An 18,491-nucleotide genomic window follows, 5' to 3' on the forward strand; every position below is an offset into this window, starting at 1 on the left:
GCACGAAGAACACCTACGGGACCGGCTGTTTTGTGCTGATGAACACCGGCACGATGCCGGTGCCGTCGTCCAATCGTCTGCTTACCACGATCGGGTGGAGCGGTCTGGGCCCGACGACCTATGCGCTGGAAGGCAGCATCTTCATCGGCGGCGCGCTGGTGCAGTGGCTGCGCGACGGTCTGGGCCTGATTGGCGCGGCCTCGGATGTGGAAGCGTTGGCCGCGTCGGTGCCCGACAGCGGCGGCGTCGTGATCGTGCCGGGATTCACCGGGCTGGGTGCGCCCTACTGGGACCCCTACGCGCGCGGCACGGTGCTCGGGCTGACCCGTGGCACCGGCGCCGCACATATCGCGCGCGCCGCGCTCGAGGCGATCGCGCTGCAGACGGTGGATCTGGTCGACGCGATGAATCGGGACGGTGCGACGCCGCTGACCGAATTGCGGGTCGATGGTGGCGCGGCCGCAAACGACCTCCTGATGCAGATCCAGGCGGATCTGCTCGGTGTGCCGGTGGTGCGGCCCGCGATGTTGGAGACCACTGCGCTCGGTGCAGCCTTCATGGCCGGTCTCGGCGTCGGCGTGTGGTCCGGCACCGATGCGCTGTCGGCCCAGTGCGTCGAGGCGGGTCGTTTCGAACCGCGTATCGGGGTCGCCGAGCGTGAGCGCACGCTGGCGAGATGGCACAGGGCAGTCGAGCGGGCAAGAGCCTGGGTAGAGGCGTGAACCCGGCGTCGTTCGTTGCTGCGGCGGGTGGCATCGATCGGGCCCGCCTGATTGCGCGGACTCGCGAACGGACGTGCTGGGACATCATCATCGTCGGTGGCGGTGCGACCGGACTGGGCTGTGCGGTGGATGCCGCGGCTCGGGGCCATTCGGTGCTGTTGCTCGAGGCGCACGACTTTGCGAAGGGCACGAGTTCGCGGGCGACCAAGCTGATCCATGGCGGTGTGCGCTATCTCGCGCAGGGCAACCTGCCGCTGGTGCGCGAGGCCTTGCTCGAACGCTCGCGCCTGCTCGCCAATGCGCCGCATCTGGTGCATCCGCTGCGCTTCGTCGTACCCACCCATGGCTGGTTCGATAAGGCCAGATTCGGCATCGGGCTGACGCTCTACGACCTGCTTTCGGGTCGGCACGGCATCGGGCCCTGCCGGGTGCTCGACCGCTCGCAGGCGCTGCAGGCCTTGCCTTCGATCCGATCCGATGGCCTGAGCGGAGGAATCGCGTACTGGGATGCGCAGTTCGACGATGCCCGGTTGGCGATCAGCCTGATGCGGACCGGCATCGGGCTGGGAGGCGTGTTGCTCAACTACGTCCCGGTCGAGCGGCTGATCGTCGCGGATGGACATGTCGTCGGGGTCGGCGCGCGCGATGCCGAGACCGGTGAATCCTTCGACATCGGCGCACGGGTCGTGATCAACGCGACCGGCGTGTGGGCGGACGGGCTGCGGCGCAGCGAACGCCCCGCGGTACGCCGCCTGCTTCGGCCCAGCCAGGGCGTGCATGTGGTCGTGGATCGCAGCTTTCTGTCGGGTACGGACGCGCTGCTGGTGCCGGAGACGTCCGACGGGCGGGTCTTGTTCGTGATCCCGTGGCAGGACAAGGTGCTGATCGGCACGACCGACACCGGTCGCGACGACTTGCCGCTGGAACCCGTTCCGCTGGCCGGAGAGGTCGAGTTCATCCTCGAGACGGCAGCGCGCTATATCGTGAATCCGCCCACGCGTGCCGATGTGCGCAGCGTGTTCGCCGGCCTGCGTCCGCTGATCGACCCGCATCATGATGCGGCCACGGGCAAGCTGTCGCGCGAGCATTTCATCGAGGTGTCCCCGGGCGGCCTGATCACGATCGCCGGCGGGAAGTGGACCACTTACCGGCGCATGGCCGAGGACACGGTCGATCGGGCCGAGGCACAGGCGAAGCTGCCGCGCGTGGCCTGCATGACTGCGGCGCTGCCACTGCACGGCGCGACCGCGCCCGGGCCGGCCTCGATGCCGGCAGGCCTGGTGGCCTATGAATTGGAGTGCGAGCGCGGTGGCGATCATGCGCTCTCCGGGTCCTGCTCGATCACTGGCGCACAGGTCCGGCACGCCGTGCGCTTCGAACAGGCCCGAACCGTCGAGGATGTGCTTGCGCGCCGCGACCGGTTGCTTTTCCTCGACGCGGCCGCGGCGCTCGAGGTCGCACCGGCGGTCGCGGCGATCCTGGCCGAGGAACTGAGGCGGTCGGGCGGGTGGGTCGAGGCGCAACTCAGATCATTTCGCGTGCTCGCCGCCGGGTATCAGGTATCGGGGGCGCCTGCGGCGCAACGCTGAGCAAGGATTGCGTCGAAGGCGCGTTTCGTCCCATACGCATCATCCGGCTGCGGAGCATCGTTGAAGCCTGCCGCGGCGGTCCGCAGTTCTCCAATGGTGCCGAACGGGGGTGCGGCTCGAAGCCGGCGGTGCTCAGTCGGGCGTCTGTCGTCTGAGTCTGACCTCGGCGACCAGTCCTCCGCCCGGCGCATTGGCGAGCGTCACGTCCCCGCCCTGGGCGCGCAGCAGGTTGCGCGCAATCGCGAGGCCGAGTCCGGTGCCTCCGGTTTCACGACTGCGTGACGACTCGGTGCGATAAAAGGGTTCGAAGACCTTGTCGATTTCCGCGTCCGGCAGTCCCGGGCCATGGTCGCGGATGCGGATCATGTGGCCGTCAGGGCGCGAATCGACCGCGATCTCGACCCGCGCGCCGAACTTGATGCCATTCTCGACCAGGTTCCATAACGCGCGGCGCAACGCGTTCGCGTCGGCGATGCAGGGTGCATCGGCCCGTCCTGTGCAAGCGACGGCCCAGCCCAGTTCGCGTGCATCCTCTGCCACGGTATCGAGCATGGCGTTCAGGTCGGTCGCACGGACCGGCATCGGGGCATCGAGGCTGCGTGCGAACGCCATGCCTTCCTGCGCCAGCGCCTGCATCGCGTCCAGATCCGACTGGATGCGCTGGCGCAGGTCCACGTCCTCGACCTGCTCGGCGCGCAGACGCAGGCGTGTGATCGGTGTGCGCAGATCGTGCGTGATCGCGGCGAGGATGCGGGTGCGTTCGCTGACATGCTCGCGGATGCGCTGCTGCATCTGGTTGAATGCGGACGCGGCCTGCGCCACTTCGGTCGGTCCGCGGGTGTCGATGGCCGCGCGGTTGGGGTCTTCGCCGAGCGCCTTGGCCGCGTCTGCCAGGCGTGACAGCGGGCGGGTTGCGATGCGCACCGCAAACCAGGTCAGCAGGCTCACGCCCAGGATCAACGCGGCCAGCGCCGCAAGCGCGCGCACGGGTGGCGTCGGCGCACTCGCGGCCGACGCCGATGGCGCCATCGGTGGTAGCTGCAGGCGGATCGTAAGCGGCGAACCGTCGGACAACTGCACGAAGGCGAGCAGTCGGGCATGATGGGGCCGGTCCGCGCCGCGGCCCGGTGTCTGCAGCGCAAGCAGGCTGATCTCGCGTTCCGGCAGGGCCTTCTCGAGCGCCTGCACCAGCGCGAAACGTGTCGGCAGCGGGTGCGCATCGGCCGGTGGGGGCGCCAGCGCGAAGCGAAGCCGCCGCCGACCCATCGATTCGATCGAGCGTTCCCGCTCCAATGGCGACAACTGGTCGATCAGGTCGACCGTAGCCGCGATCTCGCGCGCGATGCCTTCGAACAGCACGTTCCGGTCGAAGCGGTCGCGCTCCCCGAGAAACAGCGTGAAGCTGACAGCGAGCACCACGGTGATGCCGATCAGCCAGATCAGCATCAGGCGCGCGAACAGCGTGCGTGGGCCGCGCAGTCCGATCATGTCGGTCCGGGATACGACAGGATTCGAACCGCGAGACGGTCGTGGCAGGTCATGCTCCGGAACCCTGGACCGACTCGACCGCGCTGGTGAGCACGTAGCCCTCGTTGCGGACGGTCTTGATGATGGCGGGCTCGCGGGCGTTGTCACCGAGACGCTGCCGCAATCGACTGACCATCAGATCGATCGATCGGTCGAACACCTCTACCTCGCGCCCCTGCGTGAGTTCCATCAACTGGTCCCGGGTCAGCACCCGTTGCGGGTGGGCGAGAAATACGCCAAGCAAGCGGTACTCGGCACCGGACAGCGGCACGGTCGTGCCCTTGGCATCGGTCAGCTGGCGTGCGACCGTATCCAGTGTCCAGCCGGCGAAGTGCAGTTCGCGCGCATTCGGCACGACCGTGTCGTCCATGTTCGGCGGCAGCGCCCGGGCGCGACGCAGGATCGCGCGCACCCTCGCAAGGAGTTCGCGTGGCACGAAGGGTTTGGCCAGATAGTCGTCCGCGCCCATCTCGAGCCCCAGGATGCGATCCATATCGTCGCCGCGTGCGGTGAGCATCAGCACGGGTACGCCTGCGTGACGGTTGCCGGCACGCAGATTTCGACACAGCGTCAGCCCGTCCTCGCCCGGCATCATGATGTCGAGCACGATCAGATCGATGCGGTGGTGCTCGAGGACCGCCTTCATCTCCCGGCCGTTGGCCGCGACGGTGCAGCGCAAACCCTGCTTGATCAGGTAATCGGCCAGCAGCGTGCGGATCTCGCGATCGTCATCGACGATGAGGACATGGTCGGGTGCGGTGTTCATGCGATGCTCGAAACGGCTGGCAGGAAACGGTACGGCCAGTCTACAGCCATTTACGGGCGGACACGACGCCATGTGGTCGGGCCCGTCCGGCAGCCGAATCAGGTCGCGATCATGTTGTCGCGGTGGATCAGCTCGGGCTGATCCATGTAGCCGAGGATGGATTCGATCTGGTGGCTGGGCTTGCGCGCGATGCGGCGGCATTCGGAGCTGGCGTAATTGACCAGTCCGCGTGCGACCTCCTCGCCGCAGAGGGAGCGGCAGGCGACCACCGCTCCGCGTTCGAACTCGCCCCGGACCTCGATCACGCCCACCGGCAGCAGGCTGCGTCCGTCGCGCAGCGCAGCCAGTGCGCCGTCGTCCAGGATCAGGCTGCCCGCGAGTTGCAGATGGTCGGCAAGCCATTGCTTGCGGGCCGCCAGTCGCGTGCTGGTGGCATAGAGCAGCGTGCCGAGCGGCTCGGCACTGGCGAGCCTGATCAGCGCGTCCGGTTCGCGTCCGCTCGCGATGCAGGTGTGCGCGCCGCTGCGGGCCGCTCGCCGGGCCGCGCGGATCTTCGTGATCATGCCGCCGCGGCTGATGCCGGAGCCCGCGCCCCCGGCCATTGCCTCATAGACGCGATCTTCGGCCCGTCCCTCCGAGATCAGGGTTGCGTCCGGATCCTTTCGCGGGTCGGCCGTGTACAGCCCCTGCTGGTCGGTCAGGATGATCAGCACGTCCGCTTCGATCAGGTTTGCGACCAGCGCGCCGAGCGTGTCGTTGTCACCGAACTTGATCTCGTCGGTGACGATTGTGTCGTTCTCGTTGATGATGGGCACCACGCCGAGATCGAGCAGGGTGGTCAGCGTGGAGCGGGCGTTCAGGTAGCGCCCGCGGTCGGCCAGGTCCTCGTGCGTGAGCAGGATCTGCGCGGTATGCAGACCGTGCTGCGAGAACGCCTCCTCGTAGGCTTCGACCAGACCCATCTGCCCGACCGCGGCTGCCGCCTGGAGCCGGTTCATCTCGTGCGGACGTCGCGTCCAGCCCAGGCGCTGCATGCCGGCCGCGATCGCACCGGAGGACACCAGCGCGATCCGCTTGCCCGCGGCACGCAGCGCGGCGATCTGCCGTGCCCAGTCGGCCATCGCCGCTTTGTCCAGCCCGGTGCCATTGTTGGTGACCAGTGCGCTGCCGACCTTGACCACGAGGCAGCGCGCGGAACGGACTTTCTCTCTCATGCTCGTCTGACGTGAACTAGTGGTCTGAAAGGTCGGACGAGGTGGCCTCGGGTGCCGCGTCGGCGTCCGGATCCGGCGTCAGCTCGGCTCGAGCGACAGCCGTCTCTTCGGCGACGCGTCGGGCGCGCTCGGCTTCGATGCGGGCGCGCTCCGCGTCGAGATGGTCCTGGATCGCGAACACCAGCGGGCGCACGCCGTCGGCCTTCAGCGCCGAGATCTCGAAGTGTCGGTCCACCGGGCCATAGGCGGCGAGGAAGGCTTCGATACGCGCGCCGCGTTCCTTCTCCGGGATCAGGTCGATCTTGTTGAGCACCAGCCAGCGCGGTTTCTGATGCAGCGCCTCGTCGTACTTGCGCAGTTCCTCGACGATGGCGTGCGCTTCCCGAACCGGGTCGGCGTCGGGGTCGAAGGGTGCCAGATCGACCAGATGCAGCAGCAGATGGGTGCGCTGCAGATGGCGCAGGAACTGGTGACCCAGTCCGGCACCCTCGGCCGCGCCCTCGATCAGGCCGGGGATGTCGGCGATGACGAAGCTGCGGTTCTCGTCGGTCCGCACCACGCCCAGGCTGGGGTGCAGGGTCGTGAACGGATAGTCGCCGACCTTCGGACGGGCGGCCGAAACCGCGCGGATGAAGGTCGACTTGCCGGCGTTGGGCATGCCCAGCAGACCGACGTCGGCCAGCACCCTGAGTTCGAGGTGCAGGCTGAGCCGTTCGCCTTCCTCGCCGAGTGTGCGCTTGCGCGGGGCGCGGTTGACGCTGGACTTGAAGTGGATGTTGCCGAGCCCGCCCTTGCCGCCACGGGCCACGCGCACCTTCTTGCCGTCTTCGTCGAGGTCCGCGATCAGTTCGCCGGTTTCGAGATTCTTGATGACCGTGCCGACCGGCATGCGCAGCACCACATCGTCGCCACCCTTGCCGTAACAGTCCTTGCTCGCGCCGTTTTCCCCGCGCTCGGCGTGGAAGGTGCGCTTGTAACGGAAATCGATCAGCGTGTTGAGATTGCGGTCGGCCACCGCATAGATGCTGCCGCCGCGTCCGCCGTCGCCGCCGTCAGGGCCGCCGCGCGGGACGAACTTTTCGCGGCGAAAGGAGGCACTACCATTTCCGCCGTCACCGGCGATGACCTCGATACGCGCTTCGTCGAAGAATTTCATGATTGGATGTCTTGCAAAAACAAAAAAGCCCTACCGCAAGGATAGGGCTTTTCCAGGTCGGATGCCGACGATCAGGCCGCTTCGGGCAGGATCGTGACGGTACGACGCTTGGTGGGCCCCTTGACCGAGAACTGGACGGTGCCATTGGTCAGGGCGAACAGCGTGTGATCCTTGCCCATGCCGACATTGTCGCCCGGGTGGTATTCGGTGCCGCGCTGGCGAACGATGATGTTGCCCGCGATGACGGCCTCGCCGCCGTAGCGCTTCACGCCGAGGCGTTTTGATTCGGAATCGCGACCGTTACGGGAACTGCCGCCGGCTTTCTTGTGTGCCATGACGCATTACCTCCTGCTTCAGGCCGAAATCGCTTCGATGCGGATTTCGGTGTAGTTCTGACGATGGCCCTGGTGCTTCTGGTAGTGCTTGCGCCGGCGCATCTTGAAGATTTTGATCTTGTCGTGACGACCGTGAGACACCACGGTGGCCGTGACTGCGGCGCCCGAGACCACCGGCGTTCCGATCTGCACGGATTCGCCTTCACCGACCATCAGAACCTGGTCGAGAGTGATTTCAGAGCCCACGTCGGCCGGTATCTGTTCTACCTTGATCTTTTGGCCAGCGGCAACGCGATACTGCTTGCCCCCGGTTTTTATCACCGCGTACATGGTAAAGCTCCAGTTGATGAGTGTTGCAAAGAATCGCGCATTTTGATGGCCAGGCCGATATTAGTCAAGATAATCAGCCGTCAACCGACTCGGTCGACTCGGATCCGGGGCCGAGCGTCGGCAGCAGCGCATCGAGCGCATGACCCACGCTGCGGTAGTGGGCGTGTGGTTGCAGACGTTCCCACAGACCGGTGCGCTCCATGGGATCGATGATCTGTTTCTTGAGGCCGCAGAATGCGAGCGTGCGCCCGTCGGTGCGCAGGCGTTCCTGCAGGCTCGAGATGGTGTGCAGGCCGCTGGCGTCGATCGCGTTGATGCCGACCCCCGAAATGAGCAGCGTTGATACGTTGGGCTGGGCCTTGACGGCGTTCAGCGCGGCCTTTTCGAAGGCTTCCGACGTGACGAAGGTCAGCGGGCTGTCGAAACGCAGGATCACGAGTCGCGGGTGTGGGTGCGCCAGCCCGAATCGTTCCAGATCCCGGTAGGTCCCGTCCGGGTGCAGACCGAGCAGGACCGTGCGCGGCTGCATGTCACGATAGAGCATCAGCGACAGTGACAGCAGCAGACCCGTCATGATTCCGATCTGAATATTCGGCGCGAACGCGAGCGTCATGCCGAATGTCATCGCGGAGGCGATGCCGTCGTCGCGGCTCGCCTGCCACGCCCGGCGCAACGCATTGAAGTCGATCAGGCCCGATACGACCAGCAGGATGACGGCGGCGAGCACCGCGTTCGGAAGGTGCCACAGAAGAGGCGTCAGATAGAGCAGGGTGAGGACCACGACAGCGACCGACACGATGGACGCCAGACCGGTGCGCGCGCCGGTCGCGAAATTGAGTGCCGAGCGCGAGAACGATGCGCTGACCGGCATCGAGCCAGTGAAGGCGGAAGCGATCTTGGCCAGCCCCTGGCCGATGAGCTCCTGATTCTGATGCCATTTTTCGCCGGTCCGGCCGGTGATCAGCGTTGCGCTGGACGTCGCTTCCATGAAACTCACCAGCCCGATGACGAAGGCGGCCGGGAGAAGGGCAAGCGCCATGCTCCAGTCTATCGCCGGCACCGACGGAAGCGGCAGACCGGCCGGAATCTCGCCGATCACCGCGCCCCCGCGCGCCGCGTAACCGGTGAGCGCCGAAATTGCGGTCGCCGCCGCGACCACCAACAGTACGCCGGGTAGCCTGGGTGCAATCCGACGCAGGCCGATCAGGCACAGGAAGGACCCGGCACCGAACAGCAGGGACATCAGGTCTGCGGCGCCGAACTCGAAAACGAGCTGCCAGAAATCGACCAGGAAGTGGTCGGAGCGATTCATCGTGAGTCCGAGCAGTGCCGGAATCTGCGACAGGCAGATCAACAATGCGGCTGCATTGATGAATCCCGTCATGACCGATCGGGACAACAGGTTCAGCAACCACCCCAGACGGAGGGCACCCAGGGCCAGTTGTATGGCGCCGGACATCAGCGCGAGCAGGATTGCGAGGGTCAGAAACTCGGGGCTGTCCGGTCGGGCGAAGGGCATCAGGCTGGCCCCGGTCAGCAGCGCGGTCAGTGCAACCGGGCCGGTCGAGAGCTGTGCGCAGGAGCCGAACAGCGCAGCGATGATCGCAGGCAGTACGCACGCGTAAAGCCCGATGTAAGGCGGCAGCGATGCCAGTTGCGCGTAGGCGAGCGCCTGCGGAATCATGACCAGCGCAACGGTCACGCCGGCGATCAGATCGCCTCTGACTCCATGTTCACGCCACTTCCTTCGCCAGGTCAGGAACGGCAGCAGTCGTTCGGCAAGGTTCGAGTGAGCGGCGAGCATCGGGTCGGTAGCGGCCAGCGACTAAACCCGGATATTAGCAAACGGCAACTGTCCGGCCCGTGGATTCGTGCTTTACGCGCTTGCACTGTCAGGACTACGTGTGAACTTACGCGGCCTGGTCGGTCCGAACGCCGAAGGGCGGGTCGACGCGATGGTGCCGATATGAGCGTCAATCTGCTCGTGACAGTCGGTCCGGCGTGGTCTAGTATTGCAATTTGTCAGACAACCGTGAGTCGATTGCATGAGCTTGACTTACAAGCGTGCCCGGTCGGCAAGGCTCAGTGATCATGTGGCGCAACAGCTCGGGCGCTGGATGCTGGCGGAGCAGTTTGCGCCGGGCGTTCAGCTGCCGACCGAGAAGGCCTTGTGCGAGCGCTTCGGTGTCAGCCGCGCGGTCATCCGCGAAGCGATCGCGCAACTGAAGGCTGATGGCTGCATCCAGACCCGTCAGGGATCCGGTGCCTTCGTGGCCGCGTTGCCGGGCGAAGGGAGCTTCAAGCTGGTCCCGTCGGGTCGCGATGCCGAACAGGCACTGCCTCAGGAGGTGTCGGACGTTTTCGAGTTTCGCTACCTGATGGAAACCGGGGCGGCCGAACTGGCCGCGGCCCGACGTACTTCGGCCGATCTGGAGCGGATGCTCGTTGCGCTGGAGCGCATGCGGTCGGCGCTGGCCGAACAGCGTGACGCGGTAGGCGACGACGACGCGTTCCATGTCGCGGTCGCTGCGGCGACGCAGAATCCGCAACTGGAGCGCTTCCAGGCTTTCATGGGGCGCCAGCTATCGGCCTCGCGGGCGCCGACATGGAATCGGGCCGGTCATGCATCCGGCCGGGCGATGCAGGCTCAGTTGGAGCACGAGCAAATTTACGAGGCGATCCGGGTCGGTGATCCGGTCGCGGCACGGCGGGCGGCGGCACGGCATCTGGTCGGCGCGGCGCGCAGGCTGGGTCTGGATCCGCTGCGCTGGCGGGCAGCCGACAATGTGGAGGAGGGTGAATGAGCGCGACGATCGAGGCGGTTCTGGCCGGCGAACAGGAAGGCGATTTTTCCACAGTGGACAAGGCGAAGGTGGTCGAAGCCCTGTCGCGGATCCTGCCGGCGGGCGCATTGATGTACGAATCCGAGGATCTCAGACCGTACGAATGCGATGGTCTGGCGGCCTATCGGCGCTTGCCCATGGTGGTGGCGCTGCCGACCACCGAAGAGCAGGTGGTCGCGATCCTGAAGATCTGTCACGACATGGCGGTACCGGTCGTGGCCAGGGGGGCGGGCACCGGATTATCGGGCGGTGCCACCCCGCATGTGTCAGGCGTTGTGCTCTCACTGGCCCGGTTCAACCGCATTCTGAAGGTGGATCCGCATTCGCGTATTGCGGTCGTTGAACCCGGCGTGCGCAACCTCGCGATCTCCGACGCGGTCGCCGCGGACGGCCTCTACTATGCGCCCGATCCGTCATCCCAGATTGCCTGCACGATCGGAGGGAACGTGGCGGAAAATTCCGGTGGCGTGCATTGTCTGAAGTACGGTTTGACCGTGCACAACGTGCTCCGGGTCAGGGGCGTGACGATCACCGGCGACATCATCGAGTTCGGCAGCCACGCACCGGATATCCCGGGTTACGACCTGCTGGCCACCGTCATCGGCTCCGAAGGCATGCTGGCGGTGGCGACCGAGATCACCGTCAAGCTCACCCCCAAGCCGCAGCTTGCCCAGTGTGTGCTGGCGGCCTTCGACGACGTGGTGAAGGCGGGCGATGCGGTTGCGGCGATCATCGCCGCCGGCATCATCCCGGCTGGTCTCGAGATGATGGATCAGCCCGCCACCGCCGCGGTCGAGGAGTTCGTCCATGCCGGCTACCCGCTCGACGCGAAGGCCATTCTGCTGTGCGAGTCCGATGGCACGCCGGAGGAGGTGGCGGACGAGATCGCGCGGATGCGCGCGGTGCTGGAGCACAGTGGCGCAACCGAGGTGCGTGTCTCGCGGGACGAAGCCGAACGAATGCGTTTCTGGGCGGGACGCAAGGCGGCGTTTCCGGCGGCTGGTCGCCTCTCGCCGGACTACTATTGCATGGACGGCACGATTCCACGCAAACGGGTGGGCGAGATGCTCGAAGCGATCCAGAGCATGGAGCGCACTTACGGGCTGCGCTGCATCAACGTCTTTCATGCGGGTGACGGCAATCTTCACCCGCTGATTCTGTTCGATGCCAATCAGCCTGGGGAACTGGAGCGCGCCGAGTCTTTCGGTGCCGACATTCTGGAATTGTCGGTCGAACTGGGCGGTACGGTGACCGGCGAGCATGGTGTAGGCATCGAGAAGATAAATCAGATGTGCTCCCAGTTCTCACGCCCGGAACTGGCCATGTTCTTCCGCGTCAAGGCGGCGTTCGACCCGGCCGGACTGCTCAATCCGGGCAAGGCCATCCCGACCCTGAACCGTTGCGCCGAATATGGCCGCATGCGGGTCACTGGCGGCGAGTTGCCTCATCCGGATCTTCCGCGATTCTGACGAGGGGAGAGCACGATCGATGAGTACGGCTTGGATTCAGTTTCTGTTGGTGGTGGTGCCGGTGCTGTCTCTGATCGGCTCGTGGCTGGCGCTCAGGGCGGTGGCCGACTGGCAGGCGAAGAAGGATCAGAATGATGCGGTGGAGCACCGATGAAAGAACTGATTGAAAGTTGCCAGGCGCGGATACGCGACGCGGCCGCTGCCGGAGCGGTCCTCAGAATCCGGGGTGGTGGAACCAAGGATTTCTACGGGGGCATTGCGCAGGGCGAACTCTTCGATACCCGAGCGCTGGCCGGAGTGGTCAGCTACGAACCGAGCGAGCTCGTCGTGACCGTGCTTGCGGGTACGCCGCTGACCGAACTGGAGCGGCTGCTGGCCGCTCAGGGTCAGATGCTCGCGTTCGAGCCGCCGCACTTTGGTGACGGCGCGACCATCGGCGGCACAGTCGCGACCGGTCTGTCGGGTCCCCGTCGTCCGATGGCGGGTGCGCTTCGCGACTACGTCCTCGGCACCCGGATCATCGATGGTCGCGGCGATTTGCTGGCCTTCGGCGGTCAGGTCATGAAGAACGTCGCAGGTTACGATGTGTCCCGCCTGATCGCCGGCAGTCTCGGCACGTTGGGTCTGATCGTGGATGTGTCGCTGAAGGTCCTGCCCATACCGCCGTCCGAGCGCAGCCTGCGTTTCCCGGTGCCCGAGGCGGACGCGATCGACATGCTGAACCGCTGGGGCGGCCAGCCGCTGCCCGTGTCGGCGTCGGCCTGGCACCAGGGTCAGTTGACCGTCCGTCTGTCCGGGGCGCCGGATGCGGTCGGTTCTGCCGCCACGAGGATGGGGGGGCAGCCCGTTCCCGACGACGAGGCGACGGCCTTCTGGCGGGGTATCCGGGAACAGTCCGACGGCTTCTTCGCGCCAGAGGATGATCCTGCGCTTGTGCTGTGGCGGATCTCGGTACCGACGGCGGCCGCGCCGCTCGGCCTGGACGGGCCCCAACTCATCGAGTGGGGGGGCGGTCTGCGCTGGCTGCGCTCGAGCGCCCCGTCGACCGCGATCCGCGCGCGTGCCGCCGCACTCGGCGGAACGGCCACGATGTTTCGCGGCGGCGATCGCGGCGCCGGCGTGTTCCATCCGCTGTCTCCGGCCGTGATGGAGATACATCGACGTCTCAAGCAGTCCTTCGATCCGGCGGGGATTTTCAATCCGGGCCGCCTCTACAACGGATTCTGAACATGCAGACCCAGCTTGCCGATTTCATCAAGGACACACCCGAAGGGCGCGAGGCGGACGAGATTCTGCGCAAGTGCGTTCACTGCGGATTCTGCACCGCGACCTGTCCGACCTACCAGCTCCTCGGCGACGAACTGGACGGTCCCCGCGGGCGCATCTACCTGATCAAGCAGTTGCTCGAGGGTGAGGACGTCACTGAAAAGACCCGTCTGCACCTGGATCGCTGCCTGACCTGTCGGTCCTGTGAGACGACCTGCCCGTCGGGCGTTCATTACAGCCGGCTGGCCGACATCGGGCGGCACATCGTCGAGGAGCGGGTGCCGCGGCGCGGCATGGATCGCGCCGTTCGCTGGGCCCTGCGCGAATTCGTGCCGCGCACCAGACTGTTCGGTGCGGCGATGGGGATGGGGCGTGCGGTCAAGGGAATCCTGCCGGCCGTGCTGAAGGACAAGGTGCCTGACGCGCGCGCGCCCGGTGCGTGGCCCAAGCCCCGCCATGCGCGGCGCATGATCGCGCTGGCCGGCTGCGTGCAGCCGTCGATGGCGCCGTCGATCAATGCCGCGTCCGCACGCGTGCTCGACGCCGTGGGCATCTCGCTCGAAGAGATGCCCGGGGCGGGATGCTGTGGTGCGGTGCGATTCCACCTGAACGACCACGACGGCGGACGCGACGATGCTCGACGCAACATCGACGCCTGGTGGCCCGCGATCGCGCGTGGCGAGATCGAGGCGATCGTGATGACCGCGTCAGGGTGCGCGACGCAGGTGAAGGAATACGGGCACATGTTGGCCGGAGATCCGGCCTACGCCGAAAAAGCCGAAACAGTCGCCGCCATGACCCGCGACATCAGCGAGATCATCGCCGCGGAAAGCGAGCCGCTGGTGGCCGCGCTGAAGGCACGAAGCTCAGCGGGCGAACCGGTGGCCTTCCATGCGCCGTGCACGCTGCAGCACGGCCTGAAGATTCGGGGCGTGGTCGAAAGCCTGCTGACTGCAGCCGGTTACGTGCCCACATCGGTGCGCGATTCCCACCTCTGTTGCGGTTCGGCCGGGACCTACTCGCTGTTGCAGCCGGAGCTGTCCGGGCGCCTGCGCGAAAACAAGCTCGCGGCGCTGACCGAAGGCGGCGCGCAGAAGATCGCGTCGGCCAACATCGGCTGCATCACCCATCTGCAGGCCGGAACGGCGCTGCCGGTGCTGCACTGGATCGAGCTGATCGACGAACGGCTCGGCGCCTGACGCGCGTCGGCCGCGCAGCGCAGACGGCCGGTGGGCCGGCGTATATCCGGCTCGGGGTTCGGGCGTCCAAGGCCTGAACCCCGCCGGCATCGACGCAGTGCGTTTCGGCTCACATCAGACCGTCGCTGATACCGATGACGTGAATCGCGATCATCGTGATCAGGCCTGCCATGATCAGATAATAGATCGTCGGAATGATGGTCATCCGCAGCGTCTCGCCCTCGCGTCCGAGCAGGCCCACCGTTGCGGAGGCCGCCACGACGTTGTGAATTGCGATCATGTTGCCGGCGGCTGCGCCGACGGCCTGGGAGGCCACCAGCATCGCGCTGGATACGCCGATCAACTGCGCAGTGTCGAACTGGAACTGCGCCAGCATCAGGTTGGACACGGTGTTGGAGCCCGCTATGAACGCCCCCAGCGCACCCACCCACGACGCGAAGAACGGATAGACGTCGCCGACACTGCTGGCGACCAGTTCCGCCATCGCCCGCGGCATCGACGGCAGGTCGCCCATATTGACCCCCGAGTTGATCAGGATCCGGACCATCGGAATCGTGAAGATGAGCACGAAGCCCGCGCCGATCAGCGTGCGGGAGGATTCGCCCACCGCCGCGGTCAGCTCGGAGAACTTCATGCGATGCAGCAGGAAGGTGGCGAGCACGACCATGACCATGATGCCGCCGGGCAGGTAGAGGAACTGGATGCTGCCCGACACGCCCGTCTCGCCGAGCAGATTGCTCCATCCGAGCACCAGATTGTTGCTGAAGAAGGCCTTGACGTCGGCATTGACGCGCGACAGCACCAGCAACCCGGCCAGCAGCAGGTAAGGCAGCCAGGCCATGCCGATCGAGATCGGGGCGCGCGCGGCAAGGCTGTCGAGCTTGATCTGGATGTTGCCCATCCAGTGCGCAGGCCAGTCCTTCGCGTCGGCGAAGTCCCAGACCGTTTTCGGTACCAGGAAACCGGCCCTGGCCGCCGGCACCACGAGCAGCAGGCCGACCAGCGCACCGATCATCGACGGAAACTCCGGTCCCAGAAACACGCCTGCGAGCGCATACGGCACCACGAAGGCGATGCCGGCGAAGATGGCGAAGGGCGCGATCGACAGGCCCTCGGTCCATGACTTGTTCCTGCCGAAGAAGCGGGTCAGCATCACGCACATGAACAAGGGCATCAGGATGCCGATGACCGCATGCGTCAGCGCGACTTCGGACGTGATCAGCCGGAAGAAGGCTTCCCAGTTCGAGCCCTGCTCGGCGAGGCGGGCGCTGATGCCAGCCCTGTCAAGTCCCGCCGTGACGCCGACCACGATGGGTGTACCCACCGCGCCGAAGGACACCGGCGTCGACTGGATCATCATGCCGACCATGACTGCGGCGAGCGCAGGGAATCCGAGCGCCACCATCAGCGGTGCCGCGATGGCTGCAGGTGTGCCGAAGCCGGAAGCGCCCTCGATGAAACAGCCGAACAGCCACGCGACGATGATCGCCTGAACGCGACGATCAGGGCTGATGTTCGAGAAGCCGCTGCGGATCGCCGTGATCGCGCCGGAGTGCTTCAAGGTGTTCAGCAGCAGGATCGCACCGAAGATGATCCACAGGATGGCGCCGGTCAGAATGAGCCCTTGCAGCGTCGAGGCGATGACGCGGTTGAAGGTCATTTCCCACGCGGTCAGGCCGATCACCGCGGCACTGAGGTAGACGACCGGCATCGCGCGCCGGGCAGGCCAGTTGAAGCCGACCAGCAACACCGCAGCCAGAATCAGCGGGACGAAGGCAAGCAGGGACAAGAGTGTCTGATTCACCGGGAACCTCCTTTGTGGATCGAATACGAAACCCGTATCCGGATTTTCCTGCTGCGCCGAGGCCTTGACCCCGGCTGACGCAGGTTGTGGTTTTTCTTGTCTAAGCGCCTCTCGTTCGCTGGCCGGGTCGATTGCGGCGCAGGGAGCGGAAAGACGGCTTATGAGCAGCGCACGAAGGTGCGCTCATGACGACACGTCCGCTTTCGCTTCAACCGCATGCTCGCCGACGATGACGACATGCAGGTAGCGCGGACCGTGCGCGCCCAGCACCAGGCTGCCCTCGATGTCCGTCGTCCCGCTCGCGCCGGTGATGATGTTGAGGTTGCGTGGCGGGCGCTGTCCGGCGACCGCTGCGGCGTAATCATCGAGGTAGGCGAGGATGGTGCGCGCGCGCACCATCACGATGTGATAGAGCGGCAGGAAGTTGGCCAGGATCGGCGTCTCGGCGTCGGAGTGAAACACCAGCGAACCGGTTTCGGCGATGCCCCAGCGCGCGATGCCGACGGCGACCGCGTTGTCGGGTTCGACTTCGTCGCGCGTCTCCAGCCCGGACCAGTCCAGCGCCTGCAGCACGGCCGCTGGCTGCACCGCGACTACCGGCGGCAGGTCACGCGCATCGAGATAGCGCTTCACCGCCGCGGGCAGATCGCCGTCCTCCGCGATGCATTCGGCGGTCGCTGCGACCTTGGGGGACGTGACGCGCGCGATGAAGGCATCTACCAGGGAATCGGCAAGCAGCCTGGGCCGTATGGATGAAGGTTCGTCCAGCAAGGCTTGCGCCTCGCGTTTGACGGCTGCGGCATCGTCGGTCCGCTGACCGAGCGCGCTTCGCACCGCGTCGAGGATCGTGTCGCGAGCGCTCATCGTTCACCCCCTGAGTCCTTGTACATCGCCATGAAACTGCGCTTTGCCGGTGCGGGGAATTCTCGGTGAGCGGTCCAGGCGCCAAGCCCGGGCATCGCGCGCACCTTGCCGCCACGGTTGAAGATTCGCATCACCCGGATCGCCATGTCGGTCATCAGCCTGTACAGGCGGGGTCGTGACGCGACGAACGTGTACGCCCCCAGCCCTAAGCGCATCGTCGTCGGTTCGAGTCCTTCGCGCCAGGATCGATCGCGCCAGCCGCGCAGCAGCGTCGGAAGCGGAATGTCGACCGGGCACACCTCCTGACACTTGCCGTTGAGCGTGCACGCATGGGGCAGGTCGCGGGAGTTCTCCAGTCCGTCGAACACCGGTGTCAGCGCCGCACCCATCGGACCGGGGTAGACGCCGCCATAGGCATGGCCGCCGAGCTGACGGAACACCACGCAATGGTTCATGCAGGCGCCGCAGCGGATGCAGCGCAGCATCTCCTTCAGCCCCTCGCGCAGCATGCGGCTGCGACCGTTGTCGACCAGTACGATGTGGAATTGCTCGGGACCGTCTCGATCACCCGGCTGCTTCGGCCCGCAGTGGAAGGTGGTGTACTGGGTGATGTCCGCGCCGGTCGCCGAACGCACCAGCAGACGCAACATCGCGAATGCGTGCGGGAGGCTCGGAACCAGCTTCTCGATGCCGGCGGTCACGATATGGACCCGCGGCGGCGTGGTGGTCAGCTCCGCATTGCCTTCGTTGGTGACGGTGCAGGTGGCACCGGTGTCGGCGAGCAGGAAGTTCGCCCCCGAGATCGCGACGTCGGCGGAGAGGAACTTGTCCCGAAGCTCGCGCCGGGCGCTTGCGACCATCGCCTCGATCGTCTCTTCCTGGTGGGGGATGCGATGGATGCGCTTGAACATCTCGGAGACCTGCTCGCGTGTACGGTGCATCGACGGCCATACGATGTGCGACGGCCGGTCACCGCCGAGTTGCACGATATGCTCGGCGAGATCGGTCTCGACGCGCTCGATCCCGGCTTCGTCGAGCGCGTGCGGCAGCCCGATTTCCTCCCCGAGCATCGACTTTACGCGCGTGACACGTTTCGCCCCGGCCTCGCGGCACAGGCGAACGACGATCTGCGAGGCTTCGTCTGCGGTCGATGCCCAGTGCACCTGTGCGCCGGACTTGATCGCATTGCGTTCGAACTCGAGCAGGTAATGGTCGAGGTTGGCGATGACGTGGTCCTTGATGCGCTTGCCGCGCTCGCGGGCCGCATCGTACTGCGGGAACTCCGAGATCGCCACTGCACGCTTGCGTTCGGCAGTGCCGGTGGTGCGGCCGATCGCCACCTTCAGCGTCGGATCGGCCAGCGCGAGTTCGGCACGGGCCTTGAAGCTCATGGGGGTGTCGGTCATG

17 protein-coding genes are annotated in these 18,491 nt (G+C 66.1%); 7 read left to right on the forward strand and 10 right to left on the reverse strand.

What is annotated here, in order from left to right; all coding sequences use genetic code 11:
* Together ACKVEX_RS11710 and ACKVEX_RS11715 are read left to right on the forward strand one after the other, a co-directional pair.
* The coding region (locus tag ACKVEX_RS11710; RefSeq protein ID WP_473215915.1) for an FGGY family carbohydrate kinase at window positions 1-722 on the forward strand (722 nt) is incomplete at its 5' end.
* Entirely contained in the window at window positions 677-2,311 is a 1,635-nt protein-coding gene (locus tag ACKVEX_RS11715) for a glycerol-3-phosphate dehydrogenase/oxidase (RefSeq protein ID WP_473215916.1), read from the forward strand. The genes ACKVEX_RS11710 and ACKVEX_RS11715, both read left to right, overlap by 46 nt.
* A 132-nt stretch (window positions 2,312-2,443) precedes the next feature.
* Here the strand turns inward: ACKVEX_RS11715 and ACKVEX_RS11720 are convergent, their stop codons facing one another.
* From ACKVEX_RS11720 to ACKVEX_RS11750, 7 genes are all read right to left on the reverse strand, one after another.
* Entirely contained in the window at window positions 2,444-3,799 is a 1,356-nt protein-coding gene (locus ACKVEX_RS11720) for an ATP-binding protein (RefSeq protein WP_473215917.1), read from the reverse strand.
* 49 nt (window positions 3,800-3,848) lie between these two features.
* On the reverse strand, window positions 3,849-4,604 hold the full coding sequence (locus ACKVEX_RS11725; protein WP_473215918.1) for a response regulator: 756 nt from the start codon (window positions 4,602-4,604) through the stop codon (window positions 3,849-3,851).
* 98 nt (window positions 4,605-4,702) lie between these two features.
* On the reverse strand, window positions 4,703-5,818 hold the full coding sequence (gene proB, locus ACKVEX_RS11730; RefSeq protein ID WP_473215919.1) for a glutamate 5-kinase: 1,116 nt from the start codon (window positions 5,816-5,818) through the stop codon (window positions 4,703-4,705).
* A 16-nt stretch (window positions 5,819-5,834) separates the two neighbouring features.
* The gene (gene obgE / locus ACKVEX_RS11735) at window positions 5,835-6,974 is read right to left on the reverse strand and encodes a GTPase ObgE (protein ID WP_473215920.1); all 1,140 of its coding nucleotides are present in this window, start codon (window positions 6,972-6,974) and stop codon (window positions 5,835-5,837) included.
* Between the two features lie 71 nt (window positions 6,975-7,045).
* On the reverse strand, window positions 7,046-7,309 hold the full coding sequence (rpmA, locus tag ACKVEX_RS11740; protein WP_473215921.1) for a 50S ribosomal protein L27: 264 nt from the start codon (window positions 7,307-7,309) through the stop codon (window positions 7,046-7,048).
* A gap of 18 nt (window positions 7,310-7,327) precedes the next feature.
* A complete protein-coding gene (gene rplU / locus ACKVEX_RS11745; protein WP_473215922.1) occupies window positions 7,328-7,639 on the reverse strand; it encodes a 50S ribosomal protein L21 in 312 nt (103 codons plus the stop codon).
* 73 nt (window positions 7,640-7,712) lie between these two features.
* Complete coding sequence (locus tag ACKVEX_RS11750) at window positions 7,713-9,443, reverse strand: SulP family inorganic anion transporter (RefSeq protein ID WP_473215923.1); 1,731 nt, start codon at window positions 9,441-9,443, stop codon at window positions 7,713-7,715.
* A gap of 241 nt (window positions 9,444-9,684) precedes the next feature.
* Between ACKVEX_RS11750 and ACKVEX_RS11755 the strand changes: the two genes are divergently transcribed.
* The 5 genes from ACKVEX_RS11755 to glcF are packed head-to-tail and all read left to right on the forward strand — an operon-like array spanning window position 9,685 to window position 14,416.
* Window positions 9,685-10,443, forward strand: a complete 759-nt coding sequence (locus tag ACKVEX_RS11755; RefSeq protein ID WP_473215924.1) for a FadR/GntR family transcriptional regulator — start codon at window positions 9,685-9,687, stop codon at window positions 10,441-10,443.
* On the forward strand, window positions 10,440-11,951 hold the full coding sequence (locus ACKVEX_RS11760) for an FAD-linked oxidase C-terminal domain-containing protein (RefSeq protein WP_473215925.1): 1,512 nt from the start codon (window positions 10,440-10,442) through the stop codon (window positions 11,949-11,951). Before ACKVEX_RS11755 ends, ACKVEX_RS11760 begins: the two co-directional genes overlap by 4 nt.
* 19 nt (window positions 11,952-11,970) lie before the next feature.
* Window positions 11,971-12,105, forward strand: a complete 135-nt coding sequence (locus tag ACKVEX_RS11765; protein WP_473215926.1) for a hypothetical protein — start codon at window positions 11,971-11,973, stop codon at window positions 12,103-12,105.
* On the forward strand, window positions 12,102-13,178 hold the full coding sequence (gene glcE / locus ACKVEX_RS11770) for a glycolate oxidase subunit GlcE (RefSeq protein ID WP_473215927.1): 1,077 nt from the start codon (window positions 12,102-12,104) through the stop codon (window positions 13,176-13,178). Before ACKVEX_RS11765 ends, glcE begins: the two co-directional genes overlap by 4 nt.
* A gap of 2 nt (window positions 13,179-13,180) precedes the next feature.
* On the forward strand, window positions 13,181-14,416 hold the full coding sequence (gene glcF, locus ACKVEX_RS11775; RefSeq protein WP_473215928.1) for a glycolate oxidase subunit GlcF: 1,236 nt from the start codon (window positions 13,181-13,183) through the stop codon (window positions 14,414-14,416).
* A 109-nt stretch (window positions 14,417-14,525) separates the two neighbouring features.
* Here the strand turns inward: glcF and ACKVEX_RS11780 are convergent, their stop codons facing one another.
* From ACKVEX_RS11780 to ACKVEX_RS11790, 3 genes are all read right to left on the reverse strand, one after another.
* Window positions 14,526-16,220, reverse strand: a complete 1,695-nt coding sequence (locus ACKVEX_RS11780; RefSeq protein ID WP_473215929.1) for an L-lactate permease — start codon at window positions 16,218-16,220, stop codon at window positions 14,526-14,528.
* Window positions 16,221-16,403: 183 nt separating this feature from the next.
* On the reverse strand, window positions 16,404-17,084 hold the full coding sequence (locus ACKVEX_RS11785; protein ID WP_473215930.1) for a LutC/YkgG family protein: 681 nt from the start codon (window positions 17,082-17,084) through the stop codon (window positions 16,404-16,406).
* Window positions 17,081-18,490: a LutB/LldF family L-lactate oxidation iron-sulfur protein gene (locus ACKVEX_RS11790; RefSeq protein WP_473215931.1), complete on the reverse strand. Its 1,410-nt coding sequence runs from the start codon at window positions 18,488-18,490 to the stop codon at window positions 17,081-17,083. The genes ACKVEX_RS11785 and ACKVEX_RS11790 overlap by 4 nt, the downstream gene beginning before the upstream one ends.
* Window position 18,491 lies beyond the last annotated feature (1 nt).

Source organism: Denitraticella aggregata, assembly GCF_048158365.1.
In the GTDB taxonomy this organism is placed as follows: Bacteria; Pseudomonadota; Gammaproteobacteria; order Burkholderiales; family Rhodocyclaceae; genus Azoarcus_F.

Coding starts and splice junctions, on each gene's coding strand:
- ACKVEX_RS11715 (WP_473215916.1), top strand. CDS start 677: ATGGCACAGGGCAGTCGAGCGGGCAAGAGCCTGGGTAGAGGCGTGAAC.
- ACKVEX_RS11720 (WP_473215917.1), bottom strand. CDS start 3,799: ATGATCGGACTGCGCGGCCCACGCACGCTGTTCGCGCGCCTGATGCTG.
- ACKVEX_RS11725 (WP_473215918.1), bottom strand. CDS start 4,604: ATGAACACCGCACCCGACCATGTCCTCATCGTCGATGACGATCGCGAG.
- proB (WP_473215919.1), bottom strand. CDS start 5,818: ATGAGAGAGAAAGTCCGTTCCGCGCGCTGCCTCGTGGTCAAGGTCGGC.
- obgE (WP_473215920.1), bottom strand. CDS start 6,974: ATGAAATTCTTCGACGAAGCGCGTATCGAGGTCATCGCCGGTGACGGC.
- rpmA (WP_473215921.1), bottom strand. CDS start 7,309: ATGGCACACAAGAAAGCCGGCGGCAGTTCCCGTAACGGTCGCGATTCC.
- rplU (WP_473215922.1), bottom strand. CDS start 7,639: ATGTACGCGGTGATAAAAACCGGGGGCAAGCAGTATCGCGTTGCCGCT.
- ACKVEX_RS11750 (WP_473215923.1), bottom strand. CDS start 9,443: ATGCTCGCCGCTCACTCGAACCTTGCCGAACGACTGCTGCCGTTCCTG.
- ACKVEX_RS11755 (WP_473215924.1), top strand. CDS start 9,685: ATGAGCTTGACTTACAAGCGTGCCCGGTCGGCAAGGCTCAGTGATCAT.
- ACKVEX_RS11760 (WP_473215925.1), top strand. CDS start 10,440: ATGAGCGCGACGATCGAGGCGGTTCTGGCCGGCGAACAGGAAGGCGAT.
- ACKVEX_RS11765 (WP_473215926.1), top strand. CDS start 11,971: ATGAGTACGGCTTGGATTCAGTTTCTGTTGGTGGTGGTGCCGGTGCTG.
- glcE (WP_473215927.1), top strand. CDS start 12,102: ATGAAAGAACTGATTGAAAGTTGCCAGGCGCGGATACGCGACGCGGCC.
- glcF (WP_473215928.1), top strand. CDS start 13,181: ATGCAGACCCAGCTTGCCGATTTCATCAAGGACACACCCGAAGGGCGC.
- ACKVEX_RS11785 (WP_473215930.1), bottom strand. CDS start 17,084: ATGAGCGCTCGCGACACGATCCTCGACGCGGTGCGAAGCGCGCTCGGT.
- ACKVEX_RS11790 (WP_473215931.1), bottom strand. CDS start 18,490: ATGACCGACACCCCCATGAGCTTCAAGGCCCGTGCCGAACTCGCGCTG.